Source organism: Kribbella sp. NPDC002412 (assembly GCF_053592935.1).
The window spans coordinates 25,266-50,846 of sequence record NZ_JBSFBL010000018.1; the positions used below are offsets into that span (position 1 = coordinate 25,266).

General features: G+C 68.9%; 22 protein-coding genes. 11 read left to right on the forward strand and 11 right to left on the reverse strand.

Features of this window, described 5'->3' with window-relative positions; all coding sequences use genetic code 11:
- Position 1 precedes the first annotated feature (1 nt).
- Genes ACWCOV_RS16695 through ACWCOV_RS16705 form a run of 3 tightly spaced genes read right to left on the reverse strand, consistent with a single transcriptional unit; the run spans position 2 to position 2,317 of the window.
- Complete coding sequence (locus ACWCOV_RS16695) at positions 2–790, reverse strand: MerR family transcriptional regulator (protein ID WP_449830136.1); 789 nt, start codon at positions 788–790, stop codon at positions 2–4.
- Positions 791–805: 15 nt separating this feature from the next.
- Positions 806–1,567 (reverse strand): ABC transporter permease, encoded by a 762-nt coding sequence (locus ACWCOV_RS16700; protein ID WP_449830137.1) that lies wholly within the window; start codon positions 1,565–1,567, stop codon positions 806–808.
- A 9-nt stretch (positions 1,568–1,576) separates the two neighbouring features.
- The gene (locus tag ACWCOV_RS16705; protein WP_449830138.1) at positions 1,577–2,317 is read right to left on the reverse strand and encodes an ABC transporter ATP-binding protein; all 741 of its coding nucleotides are present in this window, start codon (positions 2,315–2,317) and stop codon (positions 1,577–1,579) included.
- 182 nt (positions 2,318–2,499) lie between these two features.
- Here ACWCOV_RS16705 and ACWCOV_RS16710 point away from each other — a divergent pair, with 182 nt between their 5' ends.
- A complete protein-coding gene (locus tag ACWCOV_RS16710; protein ID WP_449830139.1) occupies positions 2,500–2,850 on the forward strand; it encodes a hypothetical protein in 351 nt (116 codons plus the stop codon).
- 11 nt (positions 2,851–2,861) lie between these two features.
- Here ACWCOV_RS16710 and ACWCOV_RS16715 read toward each other — a convergent pair whose 3' ends face one another.
- Complete coding sequence (locus ACWCOV_RS16715; protein WP_449830140.1) at positions 2,862–6,398, reverse strand: PQQ-dependent sugar dehydrogenase; 3,537 nt, start codon at positions 6,396–6,398, stop codon at positions 2,862–2,864.
- Positions 6,399–6,631: 233 nt separating this feature from the next.
- Between ACWCOV_RS16715 and ACWCOV_RS16720 the strand changes: the two genes are divergently transcribed.
- Positions 6,632–9,025 carry an immune inhibitor A domain-containing protein gene (locus ACWCOV_RS16720; RefSeq protein ID WP_449830141.1) on the forward strand — a complete coding sequence of 798 codons (2,394 nt, stop codon included), beginning with the start codon at positions 6,632–6,634 and terminating at the stop codon, positions 9,023–9,025.
- A gap of 222 nt (positions 9,026–9,247) precedes the next feature.
- Entirely contained in the window at positions 9,248–9,967 is a 720-nt protein-coding gene (locus ACWCOV_RS16725) for a phosphotransferase family protein (protein ID WP_449830142.1), read from the forward strand.
- Positions 9,968–10,153: 186 nt separating this feature from the next.
- Here the strand turns inward: ACWCOV_RS16725 and rarD are convergent, their stop codons facing one another.
- Positions 10,154–11,101, reverse strand: a complete 948-nt coding sequence (gene rarD, locus ACWCOV_RS16730; protein ID WP_449830143.1) for an EamA family transporter RarD — start codon at positions 11,099–11,101, stop codon at positions 10,154–10,156.
- An 87-nt stretch (positions 11,102–11,188) separates the two neighbouring features.
- On the opposite strand from rarD, the gene ACWCOV_RS16735 reads away from it, so the two are divergent.
- Positions 11,189–12,079 carry a LysR family transcriptional regulator gene (locus ACWCOV_RS16735; RefSeq protein ID WP_449830144.1) on the forward strand — a complete coding sequence of 297 codons (891 nt, stop codon included), beginning with the start codon at positions 11,189–11,191 and terminating at the stop codon, positions 12,077–12,079.
- On the opposite strand, the gene ACWCOV_RS16740 is transcribed toward ACWCOV_RS16735, so the two are convergent.
- The gene (locus tag ACWCOV_RS16740; protein WP_449830145.1) at positions 12,061–12,681 is read right to left on the reverse strand and encodes a dihydrofolate reductase family protein; all 621 of its coding nucleotides are present in this window, start codon (positions 12,679–12,681) and stop codon (positions 12,061–12,063) included. The genes ACWCOV_RS16735 and ACWCOV_RS16740 overlap by 19 nt on opposite strands.
- A 241-nt stretch (positions 12,682–12,922) precedes the next feature.
- Between ACWCOV_RS16740 and ACWCOV_RS16745 the strand changes: the two genes are divergently transcribed.
- The 3 genes from ACWCOV_RS16745 (at position 12,923) to ACWCOV_RS16755 (ending at position 15,594) form a co-directional block, all read left to right on the forward strand.
- On the forward strand, positions 12,923–13,414 hold the full coding sequence (locus ACWCOV_RS16745) for a helix-turn-helix domain-containing protein (RefSeq protein WP_449830146.1): 492 nt from the start codon (positions 12,923–12,925) through the stop codon (positions 13,412–13,414).
- Positions 13,411–14,652 carry an MFS transporter gene (locus tag ACWCOV_RS16750; protein ID WP_449830147.1) on the forward strand — a complete coding sequence of 414 codons (1,242 nt, stop codon included), beginning with the start codon at positions 13,411–13,413 and terminating at the stop codon, positions 14,650–14,652. The genes ACWCOV_RS16745 and ACWCOV_RS16750 overlap by 4 nt, the downstream gene beginning before the upstream one ends.
- 69 nt (positions 14,653–14,721) lie before the next feature.
- A complete protein-coding gene (locus ACWCOV_RS16755) occupies positions 14,722–15,594 on the forward strand; it encodes a DUF1028 domain-containing protein (RefSeq protein WP_449830148.1) in 873 nt (290 codons plus the stop codon).
- Positions 15,595–15,914: 320 nt separating this feature from the next.
- On the opposite strand, the gene ACWCOV_RS16760 is transcribed toward ACWCOV_RS16755, so the two are convergent.
- Genes ACWCOV_RS16760 through ACWCOV_RS16770 form a run of 3 tightly spaced genes read right to left on the reverse strand, consistent with a single transcriptional unit; the run spans position 15,915 to position 18,841 of the window.
- Positions 15,915–16,388: a hypothetical protein gene (locus ACWCOV_RS16760; protein WP_449830149.1), complete on the reverse strand. Its 474-nt coding sequence runs from the start codon at positions 16,386–16,388 to the stop codon at positions 15,915–15,917.
- A 9-nt stretch (positions 16,389–16,397) separates the two neighbouring features.
- A complete protein-coding gene (locus tag ACWCOV_RS16765; protein ID WP_449830150.1) occupies positions 16,398–17,588 on the reverse strand; it encodes an MFS transporter in 1,191 nt (396 codons plus the stop codon).
- Positions 17,588–18,841: an ATP-grasp domain-containing protein gene (locus ACWCOV_RS16770; RefSeq protein ID WP_449830151.1), complete on the reverse strand. Its 1,254-nt coding sequence runs from the start codon at positions 18,839–18,841 to the stop codon at positions 17,588–17,590. The genes ACWCOV_RS16765 and ACWCOV_RS16770 overlap by 1 nt, the downstream gene beginning before the upstream one ends.
- Before the next feature lie 113 nt (positions 18,842–18,954).
- Here ACWCOV_RS16770 and ACWCOV_RS16775 point away from each other — a divergent pair, with 113 nt between their 5' ends.
- Entirely contained in the window at positions 18,955–20,256 is a 1,302-nt protein-coding gene (locus tag ACWCOV_RS16775) for an amidohydrolase (RefSeq protein WP_449830152.1), read from the forward strand.
- Here the strand turns inward: ACWCOV_RS16775 and ACWCOV_RS16780 are convergent.
- Positions 20,182–21,045 carry a serine/threonine-protein kinase gene (locus ACWCOV_RS16780; protein WP_449830153.1) on the reverse strand — a complete coding sequence of 288 codons (864 nt, stop codon included), beginning with the start codon at positions 21,043–21,045 and terminating at the stop codon, positions 20,182–20,184. The genes ACWCOV_RS16775 and ACWCOV_RS16780 overlap by 75 nt on opposite strands.
- Before the next feature lie 183 nt (positions 21,046–21,228).
- Complete coding sequence (locus ACWCOV_RS16785) at positions 21,229–22,923, reverse strand: ABC transporter ATP-binding protein (RefSeq protein WP_449830154.1); 1,695 nt, start codon at positions 22,921–22,923, stop codon at positions 21,229–21,231.
- A gap of 104 nt (positions 22,924–23,027) precedes the next feature.
- Between ACWCOV_RS16785 and ACWCOV_RS16790 the strand changes: the two genes are divergently transcribed.
- The 3 genes from ACWCOV_RS16790 to ACWCOV_RS16800 are packed head-to-tail and all read left to right on the forward strand — an operon-like array spanning position 23,028 to position 25,523.
- Entirely contained in the window at positions 23,028–24,350 is a 1,323-nt protein-coding gene (locus ACWCOV_RS16790) for a sensor histidine kinase (RefSeq protein WP_449830155.1), read from the forward strand.
- Positions 24,347–24,967 carry a response regulator gene (locus ACWCOV_RS16795; RefSeq protein ID WP_449830156.1) on the forward strand — a complete coding sequence of 207 codons (621 nt, stop codon included), beginning with the start codon at positions 24,347–24,349 and terminating at the stop codon, positions 24,965–24,967. Before ACWCOV_RS16790 ends, ACWCOV_RS16795 begins: the two co-directional genes overlap by 4 nt.
- Before the next feature lie 55 nt (positions 24,968–25,022).
- Positions 25,023–25,523, forward strand: coding sequence for a hypothetical protein (locus tag ACWCOV_RS16800; RefSeq protein WP_449830157.1), 501 nt, complete (start codon positions 25,023–25,025; stop codon positions 25,521–25,523).
- Positions 25,524–25,581 lie beyond the last annotated feature (58 nt).

Consider the following 25,581-nt stretch of genomic DNA (forward strand, 5'->3'; position numbering starts at 1 on the left):
GTTAATGGTCTGCCGGGGTGCTGAGGCGGTCGGCCGGCACTTGCTCGATCTGGGTCCAGCCTTTCCAGCCCCGCTCCGCCAGGATCGCCAGAAGCTGCTCGGCGCCCGGCGCGGACTCGGCCATGGTCGCGTCCATCAGCGCGACGAACCGGTCGTCGACGACGTCGGCACCCACTTCACCGGCCTGCACAGCGCGAATCATCAGGCGCTCCAGGATGTCGGCCATCTCGATGATCCGCGGATCGTCGGCCTGCCAGTCGAGTCCCCCGCGCAGCAGGCTGTAGAGCTTCACCATGTCGGGGTCTTCCAGCGCCGCGTGCTTCATGCCGATCACGGCGTCGACCAGGTGGGGCAGCTGGGCGGCAACCATGATCCAGGCGTCCCGCTCGAGCTCGATGTACCACTCTTCGACGCCGAGACCACGCAGCCGGTCGAGGTAGCCAACGACGCTCTGCGGAAGCGCCAGGTGCTCTCCGGCGGCGAGCCTGGCGATCCGCTTCCGGTTGCCCTGGAGCCGCCGGACCTCCGCACGCAGTTGCTTGTCGATCTCCTGGACACCAGCGGCGAACTCCTCCGGTCCGGCATCGAGGAGCTGCTGCACCCGGGCCAGCGGCACCCCGGCATCGGCCAGGGTGTGGATCCGGATCAGTCGCACGACCGCGGCGGCGTTGTAGGTCCGGTACCCGGACTGGTCGCGCTCGGGTTCCGGCAGCAGCCCGATCTGGTGGTAGTGGCGTATCGCCCGCACCGTCACTCCCGCGTAGGCCGCAAGCTGGCTGATGGTGAGCATGGGTCTCAGCCTGCCTCAGGCGATCTTGCGGCGATAGGTGACCATGGCGAAGCCGTAGGCCACGACCAGGATGCCGACGCACCAGGCGAGGGCGGTCCAGACGTCGTTGCCGACCGGCTGCTGGGTGAACAGGTCACGGATCGTGTTGACGATGGACGTCACCGGCTGGTTCTCGGCGAACCAGCGCACCGGACCGGGCATGGTGCCGGTCGGCACGAAGGCCGAGCTGAGAAAGGGCAGGAAGAGGAGCGGGTAGGAGAACGCGCTCGCGCCGTCCATGGTCTTCGCGGTGAGACCGGGGATGACGGCCAGCCAGGTCAGTGCCAGGGTGAACAAAAGCAGCAGGCCGGTGACCCCGAGCCACGCCGGCAGTCCGGCCCCCGAGCGGAAGCCCAGGAGCAGAGCGACGCCCACCACGATCACGAGCGAGATCAGGTTGGCGAACAGTGAGGTCAGCACGTGCGCCCACAGGAGGCCCGGCCGTGCGATCGGCATTGACTGGAACCGCTCGAAGATCCCGCGCTGCATGTCCATGAACAGCCGGAAGGCCGTGTAGGCGATGCCCGACGCGACCGTGATGAGCAAAATGCCGGGCAGCATGTAGTTGACGTACTTGATCGGACCGGTGTCGATCGCGCCTCCGAACACGAAGACGAACATCAGCATCATGGCGATCGGCATGATGGCGGTGGTGAGGATGGTGTCGACGCTGCGCGTGACGTGGCGCAGGGTGCCACCGGTGAGTACGGCGGTGTCGCCGAAGAAGTGCGTGGCCATGAGTGCTCCTCAGTTCTTGCCGACGACGGCGAAGAAGACGTCTTCCAGGGTGGGCTGCTTCTCGACGTACTCGACCTTGGCGGGCGGAAGGAGCCGCTTGAGCTCGGCGAGAGTGCCGTTGGCGATGATCCGGCCCTCGTGCAGGATGGCGATCCGGTCGGCGAGCTGCTCGGCCTCCTCCAGGTACTGCGTGGTCAGGAGCACCGTGGTCCCGCGCCCGGCGAGCCCCTTCACGGCCTCCCACACCTCGATGCGCGCCTCCGGGTCGAGCCCGGTCGTCGGCTCGTCCAGGAAGATCACCGGCGGACTCCCGATCAGGCTCATCGCGATGTCCAGCCGGCGCCGCATCCCACCCGAGTAGGTGGACACTCTTCGCCCACCCGCATCGGTCAGCGAGAAGCGCTGCAGCAGGCCGTCCGCGATCGCGCCCGGATTCTCCAGGTGGCGCAGCTTGGCGACGAGTACGAGGTTCTCCCGCCCGGTGAGGATCTCGTCGACGGCCGCGAACTGGCCGGTGAGGCTGAACGACTCGCGGACGTACGACGCTTGCGTCGCGACGTCGAAGTCGTTGACGCTGACCGTCCCCGCGTCGGCCCTGAGAAGCGTGGCCAGGATCCGCACGGTCGTGGTCTTACCCGACCCGTTCGACCCGAGCAGAGCGAAAATACTGCCCCGCTCCACCTCGAAATCCACCCCCCGCAACACCTCGACCTTCCCGTAGGCCTTCTCGAGCCCCTGCACCCGAATCATCACCGTCAACCCTCCACGTCGCTGTTCGAGCCACCAGCGTGGAGGGTTGACGCTGCGTCAAGGTCAAGCCGACGCGGTCAGACGGCGTCGAGGCACGCCGTAGTCGGTCGGTGACGCGCGGTCGACGGATCTTCCGTTGGTGGTGCGATATGCAGCAGGATGCAGCCAGGAGGCTGGACGCAATGGTCAGCTTGGCTAGCTACACGACGCTGTACATCAGCGCGATCCGAACGGCCGGAGGAGACGGGCTGGAGAACATCGTCGCGGTTCGGTTCGACGGCGGCTCCAGTGGCAGCGAGGAGTCCTCGGTCGGCGACTTGATCCGGTGGCTCCGTCGTACCGACGCCCGTGCCTACGTGCGGCAACCCGACGGCAGCCGCGGGCCGGAAGTGCTCGTGGACGACCACGAAGGCCGGCCGCGCCTGTGCAGCCGAGTCGATGCCGAGGCGGGCCTGGACTGCCTGTTGACCCTGCCGCGCCTGAACGGCGAGAAGCGCGTCGCCCACCGCCGCTCCAGCTGGTGGCGCTGGTAAGAACGCTCAACTCACTGGACGGCTGTGGCCAGGTCGGTCTGGATCTCGGCGGGCGTGAGGGGCCGGTTGTAGATGCGGATGTCGTCGAGCAGGCCGCGCCAGCGTTCGTTGGCGCAACTGGTGCAAGCGGACTGGCCGAACACGAGAGCTTGGGTGTTGGGTACCGGCGCAGCGGTCTCGCTCTCGGTCAGGACCGCCGTACCGTTGAGGTAGAGGGTGTAGGTGTTGGCGGCGTCGTCGAAGACGGCGGCCAGGTGCGACCACTGGTTGAGCGGGATCGCCGGAGCGCTGCTCGCATGTTCGCGACAGCCGTTGTTGCTGAAGCCGCTGGCGATGGTGCTGCCCGTGGTCTGCAACCAGTAGCCGCAGCCGCCGGTCAGCTCCTTGATCAGGACGGTCTGGTAGGCCGTGAGCGCCGTCGGGTTGACCCACGCTTCGAAGGTGAAGCTGGAGTTGAGGTTGAGTGAGGCCGAGTGCGGGACGGTGACGTTGCCCGTCGATCCGTTGAACGACAGGGCGGCGCCGTACTTGCCGGCCGCGTTCCAGGTGGCGCCGGACAGCGTGCCGTGGTTTCCGCTGCCGGACGAGTCGCCCACGCTCGTCCCGGTTCCTTCGTTGAATCCCCACGCGCCGACCAGCCCATTGGGCAGCGGCGTCGAGGTGTACGTCGCTGTGTAGCTCTGCGGCGTCGCCGGCGCCGTGATGGTGTGTTGCTGGCCGTCGCCGTCCGACCATGAGGCGAAGGTGTACGACGTACCGCCCGCGACCTGGTTGCGTGCCTCGACGGTGTGGTGGAAGCCGACGAGGGTGTCAGCGACGAACGGCGTCGTTTTCGCGATGCCGTCGAAGTACAAGGTCCGGCCGGTCGGCACGCTGTCGAAGGTCAGGTTCACCTTCTGGGGGTGGATCGTGACGGACTTGGTCGAGCTCAGTCCGGTCGAGTCGCGGACCGTCAGGGTGATCCGGTAGCGCGTGTTGCCGGTGTAGTCGTGGCCTTCCGTGGGGATCGTGAAGCTGCCGCTCTTGACCCCGGTGATCGGAGTCCCGGGATGGACATGGCCGTCGTGCAGGAAGTCGATGTTCCAGGTGAAGGCGCTGGCCGGTAGCGAACCGTCGTCGGGATCGGTGCCGTCACCGGAGTAGGTGATGACGTCCCCGGCCTGGAACTGGGAGCCGTTGGCCGGTGTCAGGATCGTCGCCACCGGGAGGCTGCCGGCGTTGATCGCGATCGGCGTGGAGATGGTGCTGTTCACGCCGTCCGAGACCGTCAGCCGGGCCTGGTACGCCCCGGCCGCGGTGTAGGTGTGGACCGGGTTCGGTTGGGTGGAGGTGGTGCCGTCGCCGAAGGTCCACGAGTAGGTGAGCGGCTGGCCCTCGGGGTCGGACGAGCCGGCGCTGGAGAAGGTGACCTCGAGCGGTGTCGGGCCGGACGACGGCGTCGCGGCGGCGTTCACGACCGGCGCCTGGTTGGACTCGACGTACTTGATCCGGCGGATCTTGCTGACGCCGAAGGTTCCACTGTCGTCGGAGTAGCCCAGGTCCGCGTAGTAGAGGGCGCCGTCCGGTCCTTGGGCCAGGTAGACGATGTCGCCGTACGGGCCGTCGACCGAGCCGTCCGCGGGCTCGAAGTTGAAGCTGCCGGTGACGGCTCCGTTGGCGTCCAGCGTGACGCCGCGGATCCAGTTCTGGGCGTAGTCGGCGTAGAAGTACGCGCCCCGGTAGGCCGCCGGGAAGGCTGTTCCGCGGTAGACGAAGCCACCGGTCACGGAGGCGTCGCGGCCCGCGTGCGGCCAGTAGATCAGCGGGCTGGTGCAGGGAGCGGAGCACGGTCCCTCGCTGTTGGGCCAGCCGAAGTCCGCGCCGCGGGTCGCCAGGTTGACTTCTTCCTCTGCCGTCGCCGGATCGTTGCCGCCCACGTCGCCGATGAACAGGCGGTCGGTCGGCGGGTCGTAGTAGGCCCGGAACGGGTTGCGCAGGCCGCGCGCCCAGATGGTGTCGATGTTCGGCCCGGTCCCGTCGTAGAAGGGGTTGTCGGCCGGCGCCGTGCCGTCGGTGTTGATCCGGTGTACTTTGCCGCGCGGGTTCGTCAGCAGTTGCGCCAGCTCGGGAATGAAGTGCTCGCCGGTCGTGAAGAGCAGCTTCCCGTCGTTGGCGAAGTTCAGCGCGCCGCCGTGGTGCTCGGCGTCGGCGTCCTGCGGGTCCTCGTAGAGCACGAACTCGCTGCCCGGCACGGTGCCGGTGAGGGTGGCGTTCGCGGTGAAGCGGGAGACGCGGTCGTGGTTCGGCGTACCCAGGGTGTAGAAGACGTAGTAGTGGCGGTTGGTCGCGAATCCCGGGTCGAGCGCGATGTCGTACAGGCCTTGCTGCACGCCGGCCGAGCCGATGTTCGGGATCTGCAGGAACAGCGTGGAGCTCGGTTGGGTGTACGGCGGCGGCAGCACCTTGATCTTGCCCTGCAGCTCACCGACCAGCATCCGGCCGTCCGGCAGGAACTCGAAGGTGGTGGGCAGGTCGAACCCGGTCGCGAGGATCTCGTTCTGGAAGTGGTTCGTGTTCGCGACGTTGACGTTGACCACGGTCGACGTCGTCGTGTTTCCGGCCTCGTCGCGGGCGCGTGCCGACAAGGTGTGTGCGCCGTTGGCGACCGTGCGACTGTCCCAGCTCAGCGCGTACGGCGCTGTCGTGTCCTCGGGACCCTTGGCCGCGCCGTCGACGAAGAACTGGACACCCGTCACGCCGGTGTTGTCGGACGCGTTCGCGGAGACCGCGACGATGTCGCTGACGCTGGCGTTGTTCGCCGGCGCGGTCACGGCGACCGTCGGGGGAGTGGTGTCGACAGCTCCCGCCTCTGCCTTGAAGGCCACCATGTGCATCACCCACGCCGACCCGTTCTGAGTGCCGTCGGCGTGATGTGCACCGGTCGTGGTGACCAGTCTGTCCTCGGTTCGGTTGCCGAACTCGCTGCGCCTGCTGGTGAAACCCGTACCCGCCGCGGTGACGGTGTCAGCGGATGCGCCGGCACCGAAGATGAGGTCGTTGGCGTTGGTGGTCGTCGCGGTTCCGCTGTTCATCGCGCCACCGGTCCCGACCGCTGCCGAGGAGACGTCGAGCGGACTGGCCTTGTCCAATCCCGTGTACTCGTGGATGTACAGGCCCGACCAGGTCGAGCTGGACAGCCTCGCACTCACGGTGTTGGCCCCTGCGGCGACGTTCTTGGCGTAGAACACCTGCGAACTGAGCGTGTTGCCGTTCCATCGCTGGACCGGCGCCGCGGGCGCGTAGACGTTGCCCTGGCTGTCGGTCACCGTCGCGGTCGAGGTGTTGTTCCACACCAGGTACACGACGACGAGATTGCCGCCCGCGTTGGCGCTCGCGAACGCCAGGCTGTTGAGCGTGCCGTTGACTTGCTTGGCGCGACTTTGGACGTGGGCGGGCGCGGCGGCGGCCGCCGTACCCGCCAGCGCGAACAGGCCGAACCCGACCGTCGCCACCGCAAGCAGGATCCCCACCAGCCGGTCGAATCGGATTCGCGCACGCGCATGCGCCATTGCCCCCACCCCCAGAAATGAGGATCACGCCCCCCCGGCCTGATCCAGCCCCACTGAGAGAGTGTGGCGGCAAGCGGGGCGAACGGCAAGGGGCGTGTTCGTGCGCGGGGCTCCCGCCAAGCCGGTCTCCGAAGTCTTCAACGATCGGTGACTTCGTCGTAACGTGACGCTGTCAGCGCTCGGGGGTTACACCCAGGCACCCGACCTGGGTCGTCGCGATTCAGGGAGGGATCGTGCGCAGATCAGCAGCCGGCCTACTGGGTCTGGCTCTCGTGGCGACGTTCGGCGCGAGCACCGGCTCGGCGGGCGTCGCGGCACCACCGGTGGATACGACCCCAGCGAGTCAGGGGGCCAAGGCAACGACGTCCGACGCGCTTCCACATCCGCAGGAGGAGAAGCGCCAGGAGTTGCGTGAGGAGGCCTGGAGCCTGTTGCTGAGCGGCCGGGCGAAGGCCGAGAAGCGCGGTGCCAGCACCGTGATGAAGCTGGGCAAGAAGTCGGTCCGCAAGACCGACAGCCGGGGCCGGCGGACCGTCGCCAAGGTCGACCAGTACGTCGAGCTGGCGCGCGAGAAGACCGACCGGATCTTCGTCGTACTGGCCGAGTTCGGCAACGAGCGGCATCCGAGCTACCCGGACCAGGACACCGATCCGGACACGCCGGGCCCGACCACCTTCGACGGGCCGCTGCACAACGCGATCCCCGAGCCCGACCGGACGGTCGACAACTCGACGGTGTGGCGGTCGGACTACAACCGCCCGTACTACCAGGACCTGTACTTCGGCAACGGCCGCATCGCCGGGGTCGAGACGGTTCGGCAGTACTACGAGAAGCAGTCGTCGGGCCGTTACAGCATCAACGGCAAGGTCACCGACTGGGTGAAGGTCAGGTACAACGAGGCGCGGTACGGCCGCAGCGACGGCTTCCCGTGCGCGTCCAACGTGTGCAGCAACACCTGGAACCTGATCCAGGACGCGGTCAACCAGTGGGTCGCCGACCAGAAGGCCGCGGGCCGGACCACGGCGCAGATCACGGCCGAGCTGAAGACGTTCGACCAGTGGGACCGCTACGACTTCGACGGTGACGGGAACTTCGACGAGCCGGACGGCTACATCGACCACTTCCAGATCGTGCACGCCGGCGGCGACCAGGCCGACGGTGACCCGCACCAGGGCGAGGACGCGATCTGGTCGCACCGCTGGTACGTGCAGACCACGCCGATCGGCGGCGGCGGCCCGACGGGCAACCCGCTCGGCGGCACCCAGGCCGGCGACACCGGCGTCTGGGTCGGCGACTACACGATCCAGCCGGAGAACGGCGGCGTCAGCGTCTTCACGCACGAGTACGGGCACGACCTCGGCCTGCCCGACCTCTACGACACCTCCGGCGGCGGCGAGAACAGCGTCAACTGGTGGTCGCTGATGGCTCAGAGCCGGGTCAGCGCACGCAATGACCAGGGCATCGGCACCCGTTCCGCCGACCTGGACGCCTGGTCCAAGCTGCAGCTCGGATGGCTGGACTACGAGATCGTCCTGGCCGGACAGAACCGGACGCTGGTGCTGGGTCCGCACGAGTACAACTCGAAGAAGGCCCAGGGTCTGGTCGTCGTCCTGCCCAAGAAGTCCGTGACCACCGAGTACGGCGCTCCGGCGGCCGGGGCCCGGCAGTGGTGGAGCGGCAGTGGTGACGACCTGAACAACACGATGTCGCGCCAGGTCACGCTCGGGGCCGGGGCGGCCGCGCTGACGTTCCAGGCGAAGTGGGACATCGAGGACTGCGGCCCCGATCCCTGCGACTACGCCTTCGTCGAGGTGGACGACGGCACCGGCTACAAGCCGATCGCCGGCAACATCACGAAGGTTGCGGAGGGCAACGGGATCGACGGGACCACGAACGGCGCCTTCGTCCCGGCGACGTTCGACCTCACGCCGTACCAGAACAAGACGGTCGGGCTGCGCTTGCGCTACCAGACCGACGGCGCGGTCAAGGGCAAGGGCTTCTTCGCCGACTCGATCCAGGTGACGTCGGGTGGCGCGACGGTCTTCACGTCCGGCGCCGAGGCGCCGCCGGAGGGCTGGACGCTGGCCGGCTTCAGCTCGATCGGCGCGTCGGTGACGGGGCTGCACGACAACTTCTACCTGGCCTCGCACATCAACTACGTGTCGCACGACAAGTACCTGCGCACCGGCCCGTACAACTTCGGCTTCCTGAACACGCGGCCGGACTGGGTCGAGCACTTCCCGTACCAGGACGGCCTGCTGGTCTGGTACTGGGACACCTCGCAGGGCGACAACAACACCAGCGAGCACTTCGGTGAAGGCCTGGTGCTCCCGGTCGACTCGCATCCGGTCCCGATCAACCGCATCGACGGCCAACTCTGGCGTCCACGGGTCGGCGGCTACGACGCGCCGTTCGGCCTGGAGAAGGCGGACTCGTTCACCCTGCACATCAACGGCCAGCCGAGCTACATCCGCGGCCAGGCCGGTGTGCCCACCTTCAACGACAGCAGGACCTACTGGTACGCCGAACAACCCACAGCCGGCGTCAAGGTCCCGAACAACGGAGTCAACATCAAGGTCCTCGAACGCAACGGCACCTCCATCAAGATCCGCGTCACCAAACGCTGACTCCCCGACTTGCCGGGCCGCCCCACGGCCCGGCAAGTCGCTCCACGCCACCGCTACGCCCTGAGGCATCATCCAGGTGCGCAGCGCCGGTCCCGCCTTGTGCCGGGGCGCTGACCGGCGACTTCAACAAATCAGTCGCGTGTGCCACCGCCTGGGTGGTGAGGTGGCTCGGTGATTGGGCGCGATGAGGCTGCGGGTGTTCGACCGTTGACGTTGGCTTGGGTGGACCGGCATCTGGAGGTCGGCGAGCGGGTCGTCAGCGTCGAGGTGCTGCACGGTGGGATCAGTGCGGAGATGCGGAGGCTGACCGTCGGTGCGCGGGATGGACGGACCCGGGATCTGGTGCTGCGGAGTTTTGGTGGCGTGGAGCACGCTGAGGACTCGTTGAACAGGGAGGCGGGTGCCCTGACGCTGCTCCCGGGGACCGGCGTGCCGGCTCCTGGGCTGGTCGCGGTTGATGCGACTGCCGCGCACTGCGAGTACCCGTCGCTCCTGATGACACATCTGGCCGGTCGGACAGTGCTCGACGACGAGGGACTCGAGACGCGCGTCCAGCTGCTCGCCCGTCAGCTCGTCGCGATCCACGCGTTGCGACCCGCCGAGGGGCCGCGGGACTACGTGGCGTTGACGACCGCCGACACGGTCGTGGTTCCGGAAGGCGCCGACGCGGAGGCATGGGCTGCGGCGATCGACGTGATCCGCAAGCTGGCACCGCCGTACGAAGGGTGCTTCCTGCACCGGGACTTCCAGCCCGGCAACGTGCTGTTCAACGTCCCAGGACCGGTAGCTGCCCGGATCACCGGCGTCGTCGACTGGGCATCCACCTCCTGGGCCCAGCGGATCTCGATGTGGCGCACTGCGCCGTCAACCTCGCGCTGCTGCACGGCCCGGCCTGGGGTCTGCGCTTCGCCGACGCATACGAGCAGGCCGGCGGCGTACTAGCCGCGGCCCCGACCGAGCGGCTGTACTGGCTGGTGCGAGACGCCCTGGCGTCCTCCGAAGAAGTGCAAGTGATGTCCCAACCCTGGCGGGAAGCAGGCAGAACAGACCTGACGACCCAAGCCGTGGAACGCCGCCTCGACGCCTACGTCACCACCCTGATGCACACCCTGGGCTGAGCCAAGACCGTCAAGTGCAAGGTTGTGGGGTGGGGGCACGGAGTTTGTGGAGGTGGTGGAGGGTGCCGCCGGAGAAGATTGCCAGGGCTAGCCAGATGAGGGCGAAGCCGGCAAGGCGGGCGGCGGGCATGGGTTCGCCGTACAGGTAGACGCCCAGGAGGAATTGAATGGTGGGGGTCAGGTACTGGAGGAGACCTAGGTAGGTCAGGGGGATCCGGGTGGCGGCGCCGGCGAAGAAGAGGAGGGGGATGGCTGTGGCTGGGCCGGCTGCGATGAGGAGGAGGGTGGTGGTCCAGCCGGCGTGGATGAAGGCGGCGCGGCCAACCAGGTCCAGCCAGATCAGGTAGCCCAGGGTGAACGGGAGGATGATCGTTGCCTCGACGGCCAGGCTCTCGACGGCGCCGGTGGCTGCCTTCTTCTTCAGTACGCCGTACGTCGCAAAGGTGACTGCCAGCCCGATCGCGACCCAGGGGACGCGGCCGTAGTCGATGGTCAGCCACGCGACAGCCGCAGCGGCGAGGTAGAGGGCGAACCACTGCGGTCGCCGGAGGCGCTCGCGAAACAGCACGACGCCGAGCATGACTGTGACGAGTGGGCTGATGAAGTATCCGAGTGAGGTCTCGACAACCCGCTCGTTCTGGACGCCCCAGATGTACATGTACCAGTTGACGGCGATGATCACCGCGGCCGCGGCCAGGAGCCGTAGCGCTGCGGGCCGGGCCTTCAGCTCGCGCCACCAGCCGGCCCGGGGACGGACCCACAGCAGCAGCGCGCAGATCCCGAGCGCCCACACGAACCGGTGGGCAAGGGCCTCGACTGCGCCGACGTTGTCGAGGAGCCGCCAGTACAAGGGGAACAGGCCCCAGATGCCGTAGGCGGAGACGCCGAAGATCAGGCCCTTGTGCAGAGTCGCCTGACCGTCGGGCGCCGGCGCTTTTGCTGAGGTGGGTGTGGACATCGTGGGCCTCCTTCACGATCAGCATGGATCGGCAGATTGATGACGTCTAATGCCAAATTTCGAAAATCGCATTGATATCTTTGATCTATGCTGAATCTGGTCCATCTGAACGTTCTGGCTTCGGTGGCGCGGCACGGGTCGGTGACCGAAGCGGCACGAGAGCTGCACTACTCGCAGCCGTCGATCAGCCATCACCTGTCGCGCCTGGAAGCGGCGACTGGCGTCAAGCTCGTGCAGCGCGTCGGCCGGGGGATCCGTTTGACGCCGGAAGGGCACCTGCTGGCCAACCGGGCCGCCGAGATCATCGGTCGCGTCGACGCGGCGACCAACGAGCTGGCGGCCCAGGTCGGCCTGCAGACCGGCCGGGTTCGCCTGGCCGCCAACGCGTCCGTGCTGAGCACGCTCGTGCCGAAGGCGGTGCCGACGATGACCGAGGCGTACCCCGGGATCGAGCTCAACCTGATCGAGCGTCACCCGGTCGAGGCGTTGCAGATGCTGCGGCACGGCGAGATCGACGTCGCGCTGATCTTCCGGTACGCGCACGCGCCGGTCGAGGACGACGGCTTCCGGCTTGTGCACATCTGCGACGACTCGATCTACCTGGTGAGCCAGGAACCCGACGACAGCGTTGCGAACCATCGCGACTCACCCTGGATCGGCGGTTGTGCACGGTGCCAGGAGGAAGTGGTCAACGTGTGCCGGTCGGAAGGTTTCTCCCCACGCTTCACCTCACTCAGCGACGACATCGCCGTCGTGCAAGCTCTGGTCGCCGCCGGCGTGGGTGTGTCGACGATGCCCGGCTTTGCGCTCGAAGCGCATCACCTGCCCGACGTCCATGCCACTGAGCTGACCAACTTCCGTCGGCAGATCTGCGCTGTCACGTACGGCGAGCCGCCGGACCCGCCCGCCACGACCGCACTGATCCGAGCCCTCGAGGAGGCCGGCCGACAGCCGCGAGCTCAGGACAGCACGCGGTAGGTCACGTGCGTGACCAGGCTCGCGGCGCGTGCCTTCACCTGCTCGAGCTTCAGTTGCGGGACGCCCTCGAACAGCCGGGTGCCGGCGCCGAGCGTGAGCGGCGCGATGTGCAACTGCAGTTCGTCGATCAGACCGGCCGCGAGGTACTCGTTGATGGTGGTCGCACCGCCCATGATCGCGACGTCGCCGTCCCCGGCCGCCTCGCGAGCCTGAGCCAGCGCCGACTCGATCCCGTCCGTGACGAAGTGGTACGTCGTACCGCCCTCCATCGGCTGCGGGTCGCGGGCGTGGTGGGTGAGCACGAAGACGGGGGCGTGGTACGGCGGATTGTCGCCCCACCAGCCGTTCCAGTCCCGGTCCCACTCGCCGCGCACCGGGCCGAACATGTTGCGCCCCATGATGAACGCCATGGCGTTCAGCATCTCCTCGATCTCCTCCCGGTTCTCGTCGGCGGTGTCGGAGTACCAGGCGTGCAGCTTGTCACCCCAGCCGTCGCCGCCGTCGTCGCCGAACGGACGCTCCTCGGTCTGGTTGAGGCCGGCCGAATACCCGTCGGCCGAGATGGTGATGCCGCTGATCACCCTGCCCTTACCTGTCGTCATGCTGCACTCCTCGGGTTGTCGTCGCGCTGAGTTCCTGTCACGCATCAGCCTGGCCCAGTCGCCATATGACGTCTAATGCCAATTCCTGACAGAACCCATCGAGATCCTTGATATGAGCCTCTGGCCCGACTGCCCAAGAACTGTTTGACGGTTGTGGTGATCGTCGGGCAGAGTACTGCCCAAGACTTGTTTGGGGGTTGGGGTTGCGGTGGCCGGTGCGGATGTCAAGGAGCTGCGGGCGGTGGCTCATCCGGTGCGGTTGCGGATGCTTTCGTTGCTGACGGGGTCGGCGATGAGTGCGGCGGAGGTGGCTCGGGAGCTCGGGTTGACGCATGCGAACGCGTCGTACCATCTGCGGATCCTGCTCGAGTCGGGGACGGTTGTGGAGGCGGGGGAGGAGCGGATCCGGGGTGGTGTCGCCAAGCGCTACCGATATCCGCACGAGGCCGGCAGCCGGCGCTCGCCCGCGACCACGGAGAGCCGGGTCGCCGAGGTGCGGGCGCTCGGCCGGGAGCTCGAGCGGCGGATCCGGCAGCGCAAGCGGGGTGCGCCGAGTCACCTCAGTGACCTCGACGGCTGGGTGGACCCCGAGGTGTGGGAGCGCGTGCGCGAGCTGCTGATGGAGGCATCGAAGTTGATGCACGACCACAACCAGCCGCCGCGGACGCCGGGCACCGTGCACGTGAGCGCCACGTCCTGGACGTTCCAGATGACCAAGCAGGCGCGGTCATGAGCGAAGCCCTCGCGCCGCTGCGCGAGCCGAGCTTCCGCTACTACTGGCTGTCCCGGCTGATCGACAGGGCCGGTACGACGATGGCCGGCGTCGCGCTCGCGTTCGCGGTGCTCGAGGTCAGCGACTCGGCGTCCGCCCTCGGCACGGTCCTGGCCGCGTACAGCATTCCGATGGTCGTGTTCCTGCTCGCCGGTGGCGTGCTGGCCGACCGGTTCGGCCGGACTCTCGTGATCCAAGCGGCCAATGTCCTTTCCGGTCTCAGCCAGCTGGCATCGGCCGTGCTGGTGATCAGTGGCACCGCCGAGGTCTGGCACCTGGCGGCGCTCGCGGCGATCAACGGCACCGCCAGCGCAGCGGGCATGCCGGCCCTGGCGGGCGTGCTCCCACAACTGGTTCCACGCGACCAGCTCAAGGCGGCGAACCTTGTACTCGCGGTGCCCGAAAACGCATTGATGGTCCTCGGTCCGGCAGCTAGCGGCGTGCTTGTGGCCGTCGTTGGTCCGGGCTGGGCCCTGGCCGTGGACGGAGCGACGTACCTGCTGGCGACGCTGGTCCTGACCCGAGTGCGCCTCCCGCGCCCGGCCGCAGGACAGCACAACCGGGGCGCAGTCGCCGACCTCCGCGCGGGCTGGACCTACCTCCGCACGACCACGTGGCTCTGGGTGGTCGTCGCGGCGTTCTCGTTGCTCAACGCAATCACCAGCGGAGCGTTCAACACTCTCGGCCCAGTGCTCGCCACCCAGACCGACATCGGCGAGGCCGGCTGGGGGCTGATCCGCTCGGCCCAGGCAGTCGGCTTCCTGGTGTGCTCGCTGATCCTGATCCGGCTCTCGCTACGCCGGCCGCTCCGATGGGGGATGCTCGCGATGGCGCTCGCCGGGCTCCCGATGCTCGTCCTCGGCTTCGAGCCGGTGCTGGTGGCGGGCATGGCGGCGGCGTTCCTGGCCGGCCTCGGCAGCCAAGTCTTCGGTTTGGGCTGGGACCTGGCGATGCAGGAGCAGGTGCCCGACGAGATGCTGTCCCGCGTCTATTCCTACGACATGCTCGGCTCGTTCGTCGCGATTCCTGTCGGCCAGTTGGTGTTCGGCCCACTCGGGCTGGCCTTCGGCATCCAGCGCGTCATGGTGATCGCCGGGCTGGCGTACATCGCCATCGCCGTGGCAACACTCGTCTCCCGCTCAGTCCGCGACCTTCCACGCGCGACGTCGGTCACCTCCGCAACCGTTGCGGACCAGTGAGCACCCCGGCCGCCCTGTGGCGATCTACACTGCTTTGCCTGGCGACTGAGTGCGGGCTGGGAGAGTGGGATGACCTTTTCTGTTGTGGCGTTCGATGCGGGGTCCGGCTCTTGGGGGATCGCGGTTGCTTCCAAGTTCCTGGCGGTGGGGGCGGTGGTGCCGTGGGGGCGGGCCGGGGCCGGTGCGGTTGCCACGCAGGCGATGGCCAACCTGTCGTACGGGCCGGACGGCCTTGAATTGCTCGCCGGCGGTGTTTCCGCTGAGCAGGCGGTGGCGCAGCTGACCGGACCCGACAACGAGCGTGAGCACCGTCAGGTCGGGATGGTCGACGCTCAAGGTCGCGGCGCTACGTTCACGGGTGGAGCCTGCCTGGATTGGGCCGGCGGTGAGGCCGGTGACGGGTTCGCGATTCAGGGCAACATCTTGGCTGGACCGCAGGTGGTGGCGGCCATGGCCGACGCTTGGAAGGGGAGTGCCGGTGCGGCGTTCGAGCGGCGGTTGGTGGCGGCGTTGGCCGCTGGGGACCAGGCCGGTGGGGATCGGCGCGGCCGGCAGAGTGCGGCGCTTCGGGTGTGGCGTGAGGGGGCGGCGTACGGCGGGGTGCTCGACATCGCGATCGATCTGCGCGTCGACGACCACCGCACGCCCGTTGATGAGCTGAGCCGCCTGCTGGACCTGCACGAGTTGTACTTCGGCAAGCCGTCACCGGAGAGCCTGCTGCCGTTGGAAGGTGACCTGGCCGCCGAGGTGGCGGCCCGGCTGGAAACTCTCGGCTACTCGACCAACGGCGGGGACGCGGTGGTCGAGGCCCTCGACACCTGGGCAAGCACCGAAAACTTCGAGGAACGCCTCGTCCCCGGCAAGCTAGACCCAGTAGTCCTGGCCCAACTCCGCCACCAAGCAGACGAGACCAGCCCCGGCGGGGATCGGGCTGCGCCCTGATGCCGGTCGAGCGGGAACAGCCGCGGCCACCAGCGGCTGGCGGCGTAGGGCAGCCGCGGGTGGGCGCGATGCAGTCTGACGCGGCGGGGCCGGACCTCCGCCCGAGCCTGGAGCTGCTTGCTCGGCTTGCGGGTGTGCCTGGGGCGGAGGTGGGGGACGAGCACGTTCGGTGGCAGGTCTACAAGCGGGTTCTGTCGGTCCCCGACGCGCATGGTGTGCTTCGGAAGGCTCTGGCTGTTGAGCCGGTCTCGACTTGTACAACGCGATGATCGACGCCTTCGCCGACACCTGGCGGGACCGGGACCTGTACGCCTGACGGGTCAGCGAAGGTTGCCGGTGGCTTGGCGGCCGGGGTCCGCGGTGACCGGGGTGATGGTGATTTCGTAGTCCTCGGTGGGGACCCAGGTGGGGATGTCGTAGTTCGTCGTATGGCCGCGGGCGAGGACGCGGACCAGGTGGAGGCCGGGGGTCTGCGGCGTGAAGGCCAGCGGCGCCGGGGTGTTCCCCATCAGGGGGACGAGGTAGAGCTCGTTGTGGATGGTGATCGTGACCTGCTCGCCGACCTCCCAGCCGGTGGCTGAGGCTGCGAGGCTTGGGAGTGGTTCTTGGCCGGTGTGGACGGTCACGTTGACGGGGCCGTCGGAACAGCCGGTGAAGATGATGACGGCGTCCGGATACCGGGGGTCGAGGGCGAGGAGAGGGCCGATGGTGGCGTGGTCGAAGATGGGGCTGCAGTCGGTCGGGGCCAGGAAGAACTGGTGGTAGGAGACCTCGATCTGGTGGCTGGGCTCCATGAAGAGATGCTACGTCGTACGGCGGGGTAGGCAGAGGTAGGCGGAGAGGGCGCCGGCGGTGGCGGTCAGGGTCCACAGGGTCCAGGGGGCCAGGGTGTAGAGGGCGCCGCCGAGGAGGGGGCCGATGCCGGTTCCGGTGGTGTAGGCGGCGAAGTAGAGGCCTTGGTAGCGGCCGGTCATCCGTGGCGGAGTGAGGCTGCCCAGGTAGGCGTTGGCGACGGAGCTGGTCATCATCTCGCCGAGCGTCCAGATCAGGACTGTGGCTGCCAGCAGGATCATGTCAGTCATCAAGCCGGTCAGCGCGAGGCCGCCGCCGATGAGTAGGTTGCCTATGGCAAGGACATACGCCAGCCGGTACCGGGAGACCACGGCGGCGGTGGGCAGCTCCAGCGCCAGTACGACGAGACCGTTGAGCCCGATCAGGAGACCGAAGTCACGCGCGCTCAGACCGACGTCGCTGACGTGTAACGGCAGCCCGACAGTGGACTGGATGTAGACGAACTCCGCGACCAGCGTCATCACCAGGAACCTCACCAGCGTGCGGTCGGCGAGCGCCTGCCGATACCCCACCGCCTGGTCCTCCGCCGAGGCCTCGTCTTGAGCGGACTGCTGCTGCGGCGAATCCCGCAGCAGCACCGCCATGACCACGCCGAACAGCAGACACGCGACGGCGTTGCCCAGGAAAAGCTCCGTGTACGACGTGCTGGCCAGCACACCGCCGATGACGCCGCCCAGCGCAGCTCCGACGTTCATCGCAAACCGGAACACCGCGAACGCGGCCAGCCGCTGCTGAGGAGTCGACACGGAATCGAGTAGTACGGCGGCCGCGGCCGGCCGATACACCTGAGACGTGACGCCGATCAGGCCGACCACCGCGACGATCAGCGGATACGGTCCGAGAAACGGCACGAGAGCCGTCAGCCCGGCGGTGGGTACCGCGGACACCACGATCGTCCACCGGCGTCCGATCTTGTCGGTCAGGTATCCGCCGATGGCGTTGCCGAGCACGTTGGCCAGCCCGGACACGCCCAGCACGAACCCGGCGGCGCCGGCGGAGTACCCGCGCCCGATCAGGTAGAGCACGATGAACACCGGCAGGAAGTTGCCGAGCCGGTTGACCAGGACGCCGAGACTGACGATCCACACCCGCCCGGGCAGGGTGCGCAGCGCGTCCCGGAAGCGCGGCTCGACCGTGCTCATCAGACGTGCTCCGTGCGTACGTCGATCGCCGCGGCCAGCCGCTGCCCGTTGGCGATCGCTTCGGCGGCGGTCGCGCCACGGGCGATGACGTGACCGACCTTGTCCTCGTTCCAGGTCAGCGGTGGTACGACGTCGCCCGGCCCCACCTTCAACCGCAGGTCGACGAACGCCGGATCCGCACGTACGGCGTCCACGCCGGCGATCTCCACGACCCGGCCGGGGGACGGGGTGAGGAACCGGACGGCCGCTCCACCTCGCGGCTCCGGCGACCCGGCCAGCGGCTCCACCAGGCCGAACGGCGCGCCCAACGCGGATCGCTCCATGTCGACGCCGTACACGAGCTCGGCCAGGTCGTTGATCCGGTCACCGCCGACGCGATTGTGCGACTCGATGATCCGCGGACCACGCGAGGTCAGCTTGACCTCGGTGTGCCCTGGACCGTTCTGCAGCCCGACGGCGCCCAGGAACTCCGTCACCAACTCCGTGACCTCGCGCAGCGTCTCGGCCGGATGGCCGCTGGGCTGCGAGTGCCCGAGCTCGACGAAACCGGGGCCGGTCTCCTTGTCCGTCACCGCAACAACCACATGCCGGCCGTCGAAGCTCAGCGTCTCCACACTGATCTCGGGACCGTCCAGGAACTCCTCCATCAGGAACTCGTCGAACGAATCCGCGGCGGTCAGGTCCTTGGCTCCCCAACGCCCGTCGAGGGCCCGGAATCGTTCGGCGACCGCGTCGACGTCGGCCTGGTCGCGGAGGGAGAACACCGCCAGGCTGCCCGATTCACGCGTCGGCTTCACGATGACCGGGAGGCCGTGCGCCTCGACGAATTCCCGTACGTCGTCCGTCGACCGGCCGACCGCGGAGGCCACCGGGCTGATGCCCTTCGCGTCCAGGTGCCGGCGCATCCGCCACTTGTCCAGCAGGAGCTCCACGGTCGCGACCGACTCGCCGGCGAGTCCGAGCTCCTCGTTGGTCCGGGCCGCCGGAAGCAGTCCGAGCTCGAACAGCGACACGGCCGCCTGGAACGGGTACGCCTCGTGCAGTGCCCGGACCAGTGGCAGGAGGCGGTCGATGTCGCCGTACTCGAGCAGGAGTGCCTGGTCGACGTACACCCAGTGGCTGCAGTCGTACTCGTCCGGGAATTGAGCGAGCAGCACGTCCATGCCGAGTTCGCGGGCCTTGCGGACGTGGTCGAGGGTGCCGCCGATGATCAGGAGGCGGGGCGGTTGGTTGCTGTCTTCGACATCTCCCATGACGGCGTAATCTGCTCCTCTGAGGTAGGGATCGCACATCGGGAGTACTCCCTATCCCTGCGCAGCACGTCGTGGGTGATCGCGTCTAAGGCCTCGCGGTGGGACGATGAGGCGTGCGGTTGTCTTGGCGCCTTGGTGGGGTTGTCGTCGGGTGCGGGGCGCTTCTGCTGCTGCCGCTTGCCGCGACGAGTCCCGATGCGCCCGAGGCGATCTACCACAACGGGGTCGTGCTCACGATGGACGACGGGCAGCCCCGGGCCGAGGCGGTTGCGGTGCGCAACGGACGGATTCTGGCGGTCGGCGGCGACGACGAGGTGCTGGCGTTGCGGGAACGCCCGACGCGCGTCGTGGATCTCGGCGGGCGGACGGTGCTGCCGGGGTTCATCGATTCGCACGCGCACTGGATCGGCGACGGAAACATGATCGGGTACAACGCCGACCTGGCGATCGACGCGGCCCTCAGCCGGGGGTGGACCAGCATCAACGAGCAGTTCGTCAACTATCAGCGACTGGCCGACCTGCGGGCGCTCGACGCGGCCGGCCGGCTCCGGTTGCGGGTCAACGCCTACCTGCCGGTCAACTTCGAGGACGAGAAGTTCGGCCAGTGGTTCCGCGGGTTCGAGCCGCGGCACGAGTACAGCCCGCACCTTCGGCTGGGCGGCATCAAGCTGTTCCTCGACCACGACTGGGGCACGAAGTTCCACTGGGGGCAGGCCGAGCTGGACGAGTACGTGCTGTCGGCGCACCGCCTCGGCTGGCAGGTGACCGCGCACGCGATCAGCGCGCAGGCGCTCGACCAGTACCTGACGGCTGTCGCGCGGGCACAAGCCGCGGAGCCGGTCCCGGACGCACGCCACCGCGCCGAGCACGTGATCCAGGTCCGCGACGACCAGCTCATCAGGATGGGTGAGCTGGGGATGATCGCGTCCATCCAGCCCGGGATCCCTGGCGACCTGGCGGCAGAGGCAGGATTCCCGGAGCTGGTGGCTCGTGGCCAGACCCGCTGGATCGCCCGCTGGCGGGATCTGGTGGAGAGCAACGTTCGCACCATCGGCAGCACGGACATCCCTTGGCTGGTACTTGCAGTGGGCAACCAGGTGCCGCACGGATCGCCCCTGGAGGCGATCCACCAGGCGATGACCCGGGAGAGCTACCAGGGCCGTCCGCCGGAGGACTGGCAGTTGGCGCAGCGCCTCACGGTCGATCAGGCGCTGCGTCTGTTCACCATCGACGCCGCGTACGGCACCTTCGAGGAGGACGTGAAAGGCAGCCTTGCGCCGGGCAAGTACGCCGACCTCGTCATCCTCTCGGACAACCCGACAACCGCTCCGGTCGACTCGCTACCGAACCTCGAGGTTCTCGCCACCATCGTCGGCGGCCGCGCCGAAAATTGCGCCGACCCCGCAGTGTGCTGACTTGGTGAAGCGGTCGAGCCAGGAGGGCCAGGGGCGAAGGTCGCCGGCTGCGGTGGCGAGGGCGACGAGCGCCTCGGTGGTGGTGCCGCGGTCCGCGGGCTCGGGCGCAGTGAGACGGCTGAGGATTGTCGACAATCCTAAGGTCTGCACGGCCTCCTTGAGCGTCTCGCCCAGGCTGTAGAGGTCCATGGCAACGGAAACCGGAGCGCAGGCCTCCTGATCGGGGGAGGCGTAGCCGACGGTGCCGACCGGACGACCGGCGGGTTGCGGACTGCCGATCGCGCGCGCCGTACCGAAGTCGATCAGGACGGGCCGGCCGTCGCGCAGCACGATGTTCTCCGGCTTGACGTCGAGGTGCGCGAGGCCGCGGTTGTGCAGCGTCATCAATGCCGGGAGGACCTGCGCACCGAGGAGCGCGACCTGGTCCGCGGGCAGCGGGCCGTCCGAGTCCAGTTCGTCGGCGAGGGTGGGGCCGTCGACGTACTCAAGCACGAGGTGCGGGATCGGGTGATCGGTGCCGGCGGCGATCAGGTGGGGGAGAGCCGGATGCCAGGCGCCGGCGAGCGCGGCGATCTCACGCCGGAGCGCCTTCACCGCGCGCGGATGGCCGACCTGATGCGGCCGCGCGACCTTCAGTACGGCGGGAGCCCACAACTCCGCGGACCACACCAGCCAGGTCTCGCAGCGATGCCCGACGCCCAGGCGCTCGAGGGCGAGCATGCCGCCCGGGAGCTCACAGCCCTCGGCCCAGTCCCACAGGGCCAGGCCATCCACAGTGTCAACAATCATCACGTCGACAACCCTTCGATCGGTGGTGGCCCGCCGGCACTCTGGACGGGTGCCGGCGGGCCGGGGGCGGTCAGTAGCGCGAACGGCTACGCGACCTGCTGCGGCTGCGACTGTGGGACCGGGAACGGCTACGAGACCGTCCGCGGCCGCGGTGCATGACCGGCTTGATGCGGAGCATGGTTGTCACCTCCTTCCGGCCGGTTGGAGTTCGCTCCCGTGCGGGAGCAGGGTGACGACCCGGTCGGCGATGGCCGCCAGGTCGCGGTCGTGGGTGACCAGCAGGACCGTGCGCCGGGTCGTCGTCGACCGGATCGCTTCGATCACCGCAGCGGCCGAGACCGGGTCGAGCGACGCGGTCGGCTCGTCCAGCAGCACCATCGGCGCGGGCGAGACCGCGGCGCGGGCGATCGCGACCCGGCGGCGCTGGCCGCCGGACAGCCGGACGCCGCCCTCACCCAGCGGAGTGTCGTACCCGAACGGCAGCCGGTCGGCGAACTCGTCGACCAGTGCGGCCCGCCCGGCCGCGATCACGCCCGCACGAGTAGCGTCCTGGTTGCCGAAGGCAATGTTCTCGGCGACGGTGGCGTCGAGCAGCCACGGGTCCTGCGGGACGAAGGCGAAACGCTCCCGCAGGCTCCGCTGCGTGCAGTCGCGGAGGTCCACCCCGTCGATCAGGATCCGCCCGGCGTCGACGTCGTACAGCCGGAGTAGCAGGTGCAGCACGGTGCTCTTGCCGATCCCGCTCGGCCCCAGCAGACAGACCGTCTCGCCGGCGGCGATGTCGAGGTCGAAGTCCGTCAGCACAGGGTGCGCGGATTCGTAGCTGAACCTGACTCGCTCGAAGCGCACTCCCGACCGCAACGCCGGCGCGGGCCGTGCGCCGTACCGATCCTCGACCGCCTCGTCGCAGTCCAGCACGTCCTGCACCCGCGTCGCGCTCGCCCCGGCCTTCGCCAGTACGGCGGACAGCCGAGTCAGCCCGCGGACCGGCGAGTACAAGTCACGCAGATAGGCCAGCACCACCAGCAACTGCCCGACCGAGAGCGCCCCGGCCAGCACCTGGCGCCCACCGACGACGAGCACCAATGCCGCGCCGGTCGCGAGGACTACGTCGGCCACTGGAGTCCACCGGGCGTCCACTCCGATCGCCCGTTGCTCGACCTCCAGTACGGCGCGGTTGCGGGCGCCGAAGATCGTCGCGGCGCGGTCGATCCGGCCGAACGCCTGCACGGCGCGGACGTTCCGCAGCAAGTCGGTCGTTGCCCCAGCCAACCGTCCCGACTCGGTGCGAGCGTCCTGCTGCGCCGTACGAATGAGCCTGCGCTGACGGACCGCGAGGGCGGCCAGTACGGGCGCGACCGTGAGGCCGATCAGGGCGAGTTGCGGATCGAAGACGCACAGCAGGGCGAGGACCCCGACCAGCATCACCGCATCCGGCAGGAACGACGTGGTCACGGCCACGACTCCGTCGAGCACGCGACCGACGTCCGTGGTCAGCCGGGACACGAGCTCGCCGCTGCGCATCCGGTCGTGCCAGCGCAGGGACCGCGTCATCGTCTGCTGGAACATGGTGGCCCGCAGCGACGCTCCGATCCGCTCAGCCGCGCCCTCGGCGGTTTGCAGACTCGCCATGTCGAGCAGTCCGATCACCGTGGACAGCAGTACGCCGGCCAGCGCCGACAGGGCCAGCAGCAGAACGGGATCCACGGCCGACTGCTGCTCTGGTGCGAGCGCATGGTCGACCGCCAACGCCAGCGGCCACGGGCGAAGCAGCACCGCGCCGACTCGCAGTACGACGAGGCCGGCAGCGGCCGCGAGCGCGCCACGGTGCGCTCTGACGGCGGGCCGGGCGACGGCGAGCGACAGCGGGAGCTTCATGTCCACCACGCTCCCCGTATGCCGGTCGGGCCCGGTAGTGCACCTTGGTACTACGACTGTCGTCGGGCTGCCCGTACCTGGGCGGCCCGCCTACCATCCGAGACATGAGACTGCGACGTTCGCGGACCGAGCGCGAGCCGATCTCGACGGTCGGCCTGCTGCTCCGGTTCACCGCGGCCGGCCTGATCGTCCTGCTGTCACTCGCGGCGCTGATCGCGATCGTGGCACGCCAGGCCGGCGTCGAGCAGGCGACCGAGTCGGCTCGCCAGGTGACGTACGTGACCGCCCGCGGCGTCGTCGAGCCGCGGCTGGACGCGGCCGTCGTCTCCGGTCAGCCTGCGGCGCTGCGGTCGTTCGACGCCGCGATGCGGGAGTACGTGCTGGAGGGCTCGCTGGTCCGGGTGAAGCTGTGGAACGCCGACGGGCGGATCGTGTACTCCGACGAGCCGCAGCTCATCGGCGCCCAGTTCCCGCTCGGCGCCGACGAGGCCGAGGCTCTGGAGCGGCAGGGCAGCAGTGCGTCGGAGGTGAGCGACCTGAGCCGGCCGGAGAACCGGTTCGAGGTCCCGTACGGGAAGCTGCTCGAGGTGTACGTCGGCGTGCGGGGGACCGACGGTCAGCCGATGTTGTTCGAGGCGTACTTCCAGTACCAGGCCGTGACCCAGGCGGGGCAGGACGCGTGGCAGCGCTTCGCTCCACCGTCGTTGGGTGCGTTGCTGGTGCTGGAGTTGGTGCAGATCCCGTTCGCGTGGTCGCTCGCGCGCCGGGTGCAGCGGCAACAGCGTGAGCGCGAGCGGCTGCTGCGGCACGCGGTCGAGGCCTCGGACGCCGAGCGCCGGCGGATCGCGGGGGAGTTGCACGACGGCGTCGTACAGGAGTTGACCGGGCTGAACTACGCGCTCGACGCGATGCGGCTGGGGAACCCGAGTGAGGGGCAGCGCGCCGAGCTGATCGCGGACAGTGCCGGGCGGCTGCGGCAGAGCATCGGCTCGCTGCGGTCCCTGCTGGTCGACATCTATCCGCCGAACCTGGCCGAGGAAGGGCTGGCCTCGGCGTTGGCCGAGCTGGCCGGTGCGCTCGAGCGGGCGGGGATCGACGTACAACTCGAGACCGAGGGTGCGGAGGACCTGCCGCCGGCGGCTGCCGCGCTGCTGTTCCGGACAGCACAGGAAGTGGTTCGGAACGTGGCTGCGCACAGTGGCGCGCGCGGCGTGCTGATCAGGGCGGCGCGCTTCGACGGCCGAGCGGTCCTGGTGGTCGACGACGACGGTCGTGGGTTCGACGAGTCCCGGCTCGACGAGCGCAGCAGCAACGGGCATCTCGGGCTACGCTCGATCGGCGACCTGCTGGCCGAGTCGGGTGGCAGGCTGACGGTCCGGGCCGCTCCGGGCCAGGGGACACGGGTGGAAGCCGAGGTGCCGGTGTGATCAAGGTGCTCATCGTCGACGACCACGCGATCGTCCGGACCGGCCTGTCGCAGTTGCTCGGTACGGCGGACGACATCGAGCTGGTCGGAGCGGCGGGGGACGGCGACGAGGCCGTGGCGATGGCGGCCGAGTTGCGGCCGGACGTCGTACTGATGGATCTGTCCATGCCGGGCACCGACGGGATCGCTGCGACCGGGCGGATCGTCGCGGGCAACCCCGACACGCATGTGCTGGTGCTGACGTCGTTCAGCGACCAGGCGCGGATCCTGGACGCGTTGCAGGCGGGGGCGGAGGGGTATCTGCTCAAGCACAGCGAGCCTGAGGTCATCCTGGCCGGGGTTCGGGAGATCGTCGCCGGTGGGTCGCCGCTGGATCCGAAGGCCGCGCGGGTCTTGCTGACGAACCGGCGCAGTCCCGGGCCGGAGACGAAGCTGACCGAGCGGGAGCAGGAGGTCCTCGACATGGTCGGGGCGGGACTGCCCAACAAGACGATCGCCCGGCGGCTCGGGATCAGCGAGCGGACGGTCAAGGCACACCTGACCAACGTGTACCAGCGGCTCGGGGTGACCGACCGGACGCAGGCTGCGTTGTGGGCGCAGCGTCAGCGCGAGCGGTAGGTACTAGTACCAACGTCCGATGGCACGGGGCGGGCTGACGTCGCAGGCTTGCGGTATGGACTCGGAAGACCCGCGCCGACGGCCGGTGGTCCTGGCGACCGGCGGCGACGACCAGGGCGCCGCGCGCCGGCCCGCTCGGTATCTGGCTTGGGCTGGGAGTGGCCTGCTCGGCCTCGTCGCCGCGGCCGGGCTGATCGCGGGTGGTACGGCGGTCTGGTCGGCGTTCGACCCTGGTACGCCGGGACCGTCGCCGGCGCCGCTGTGGTTCCCACCACCCGAGACGATCCGCCCGCAGACCGAGACTGTCACGCCTACGCCGACCCCGTCGCGGACACCGGACGACCACGGCGGCGACCGCACCCGCACACCCAAGCCCTCAGACGACAGCCGCACTACCGAGCCTGGTGACGACCGGACCGCTGAGCCTGGTGACGACCGGACCACCGAGCCTGGCGACGGCAAGAGCACCGATCGATCGGGGGAGGACAGGAGCGGCTCCGACTCGGGCAGCTCCGGCAGTGGCGAGTCCACCGAGGACAACTCCGGCCATCGCTGACGTCTTGGCCGTGGTCGCGGCGGACATCCGGTCGTACTGTCGAATGGGTAGGCGTTCG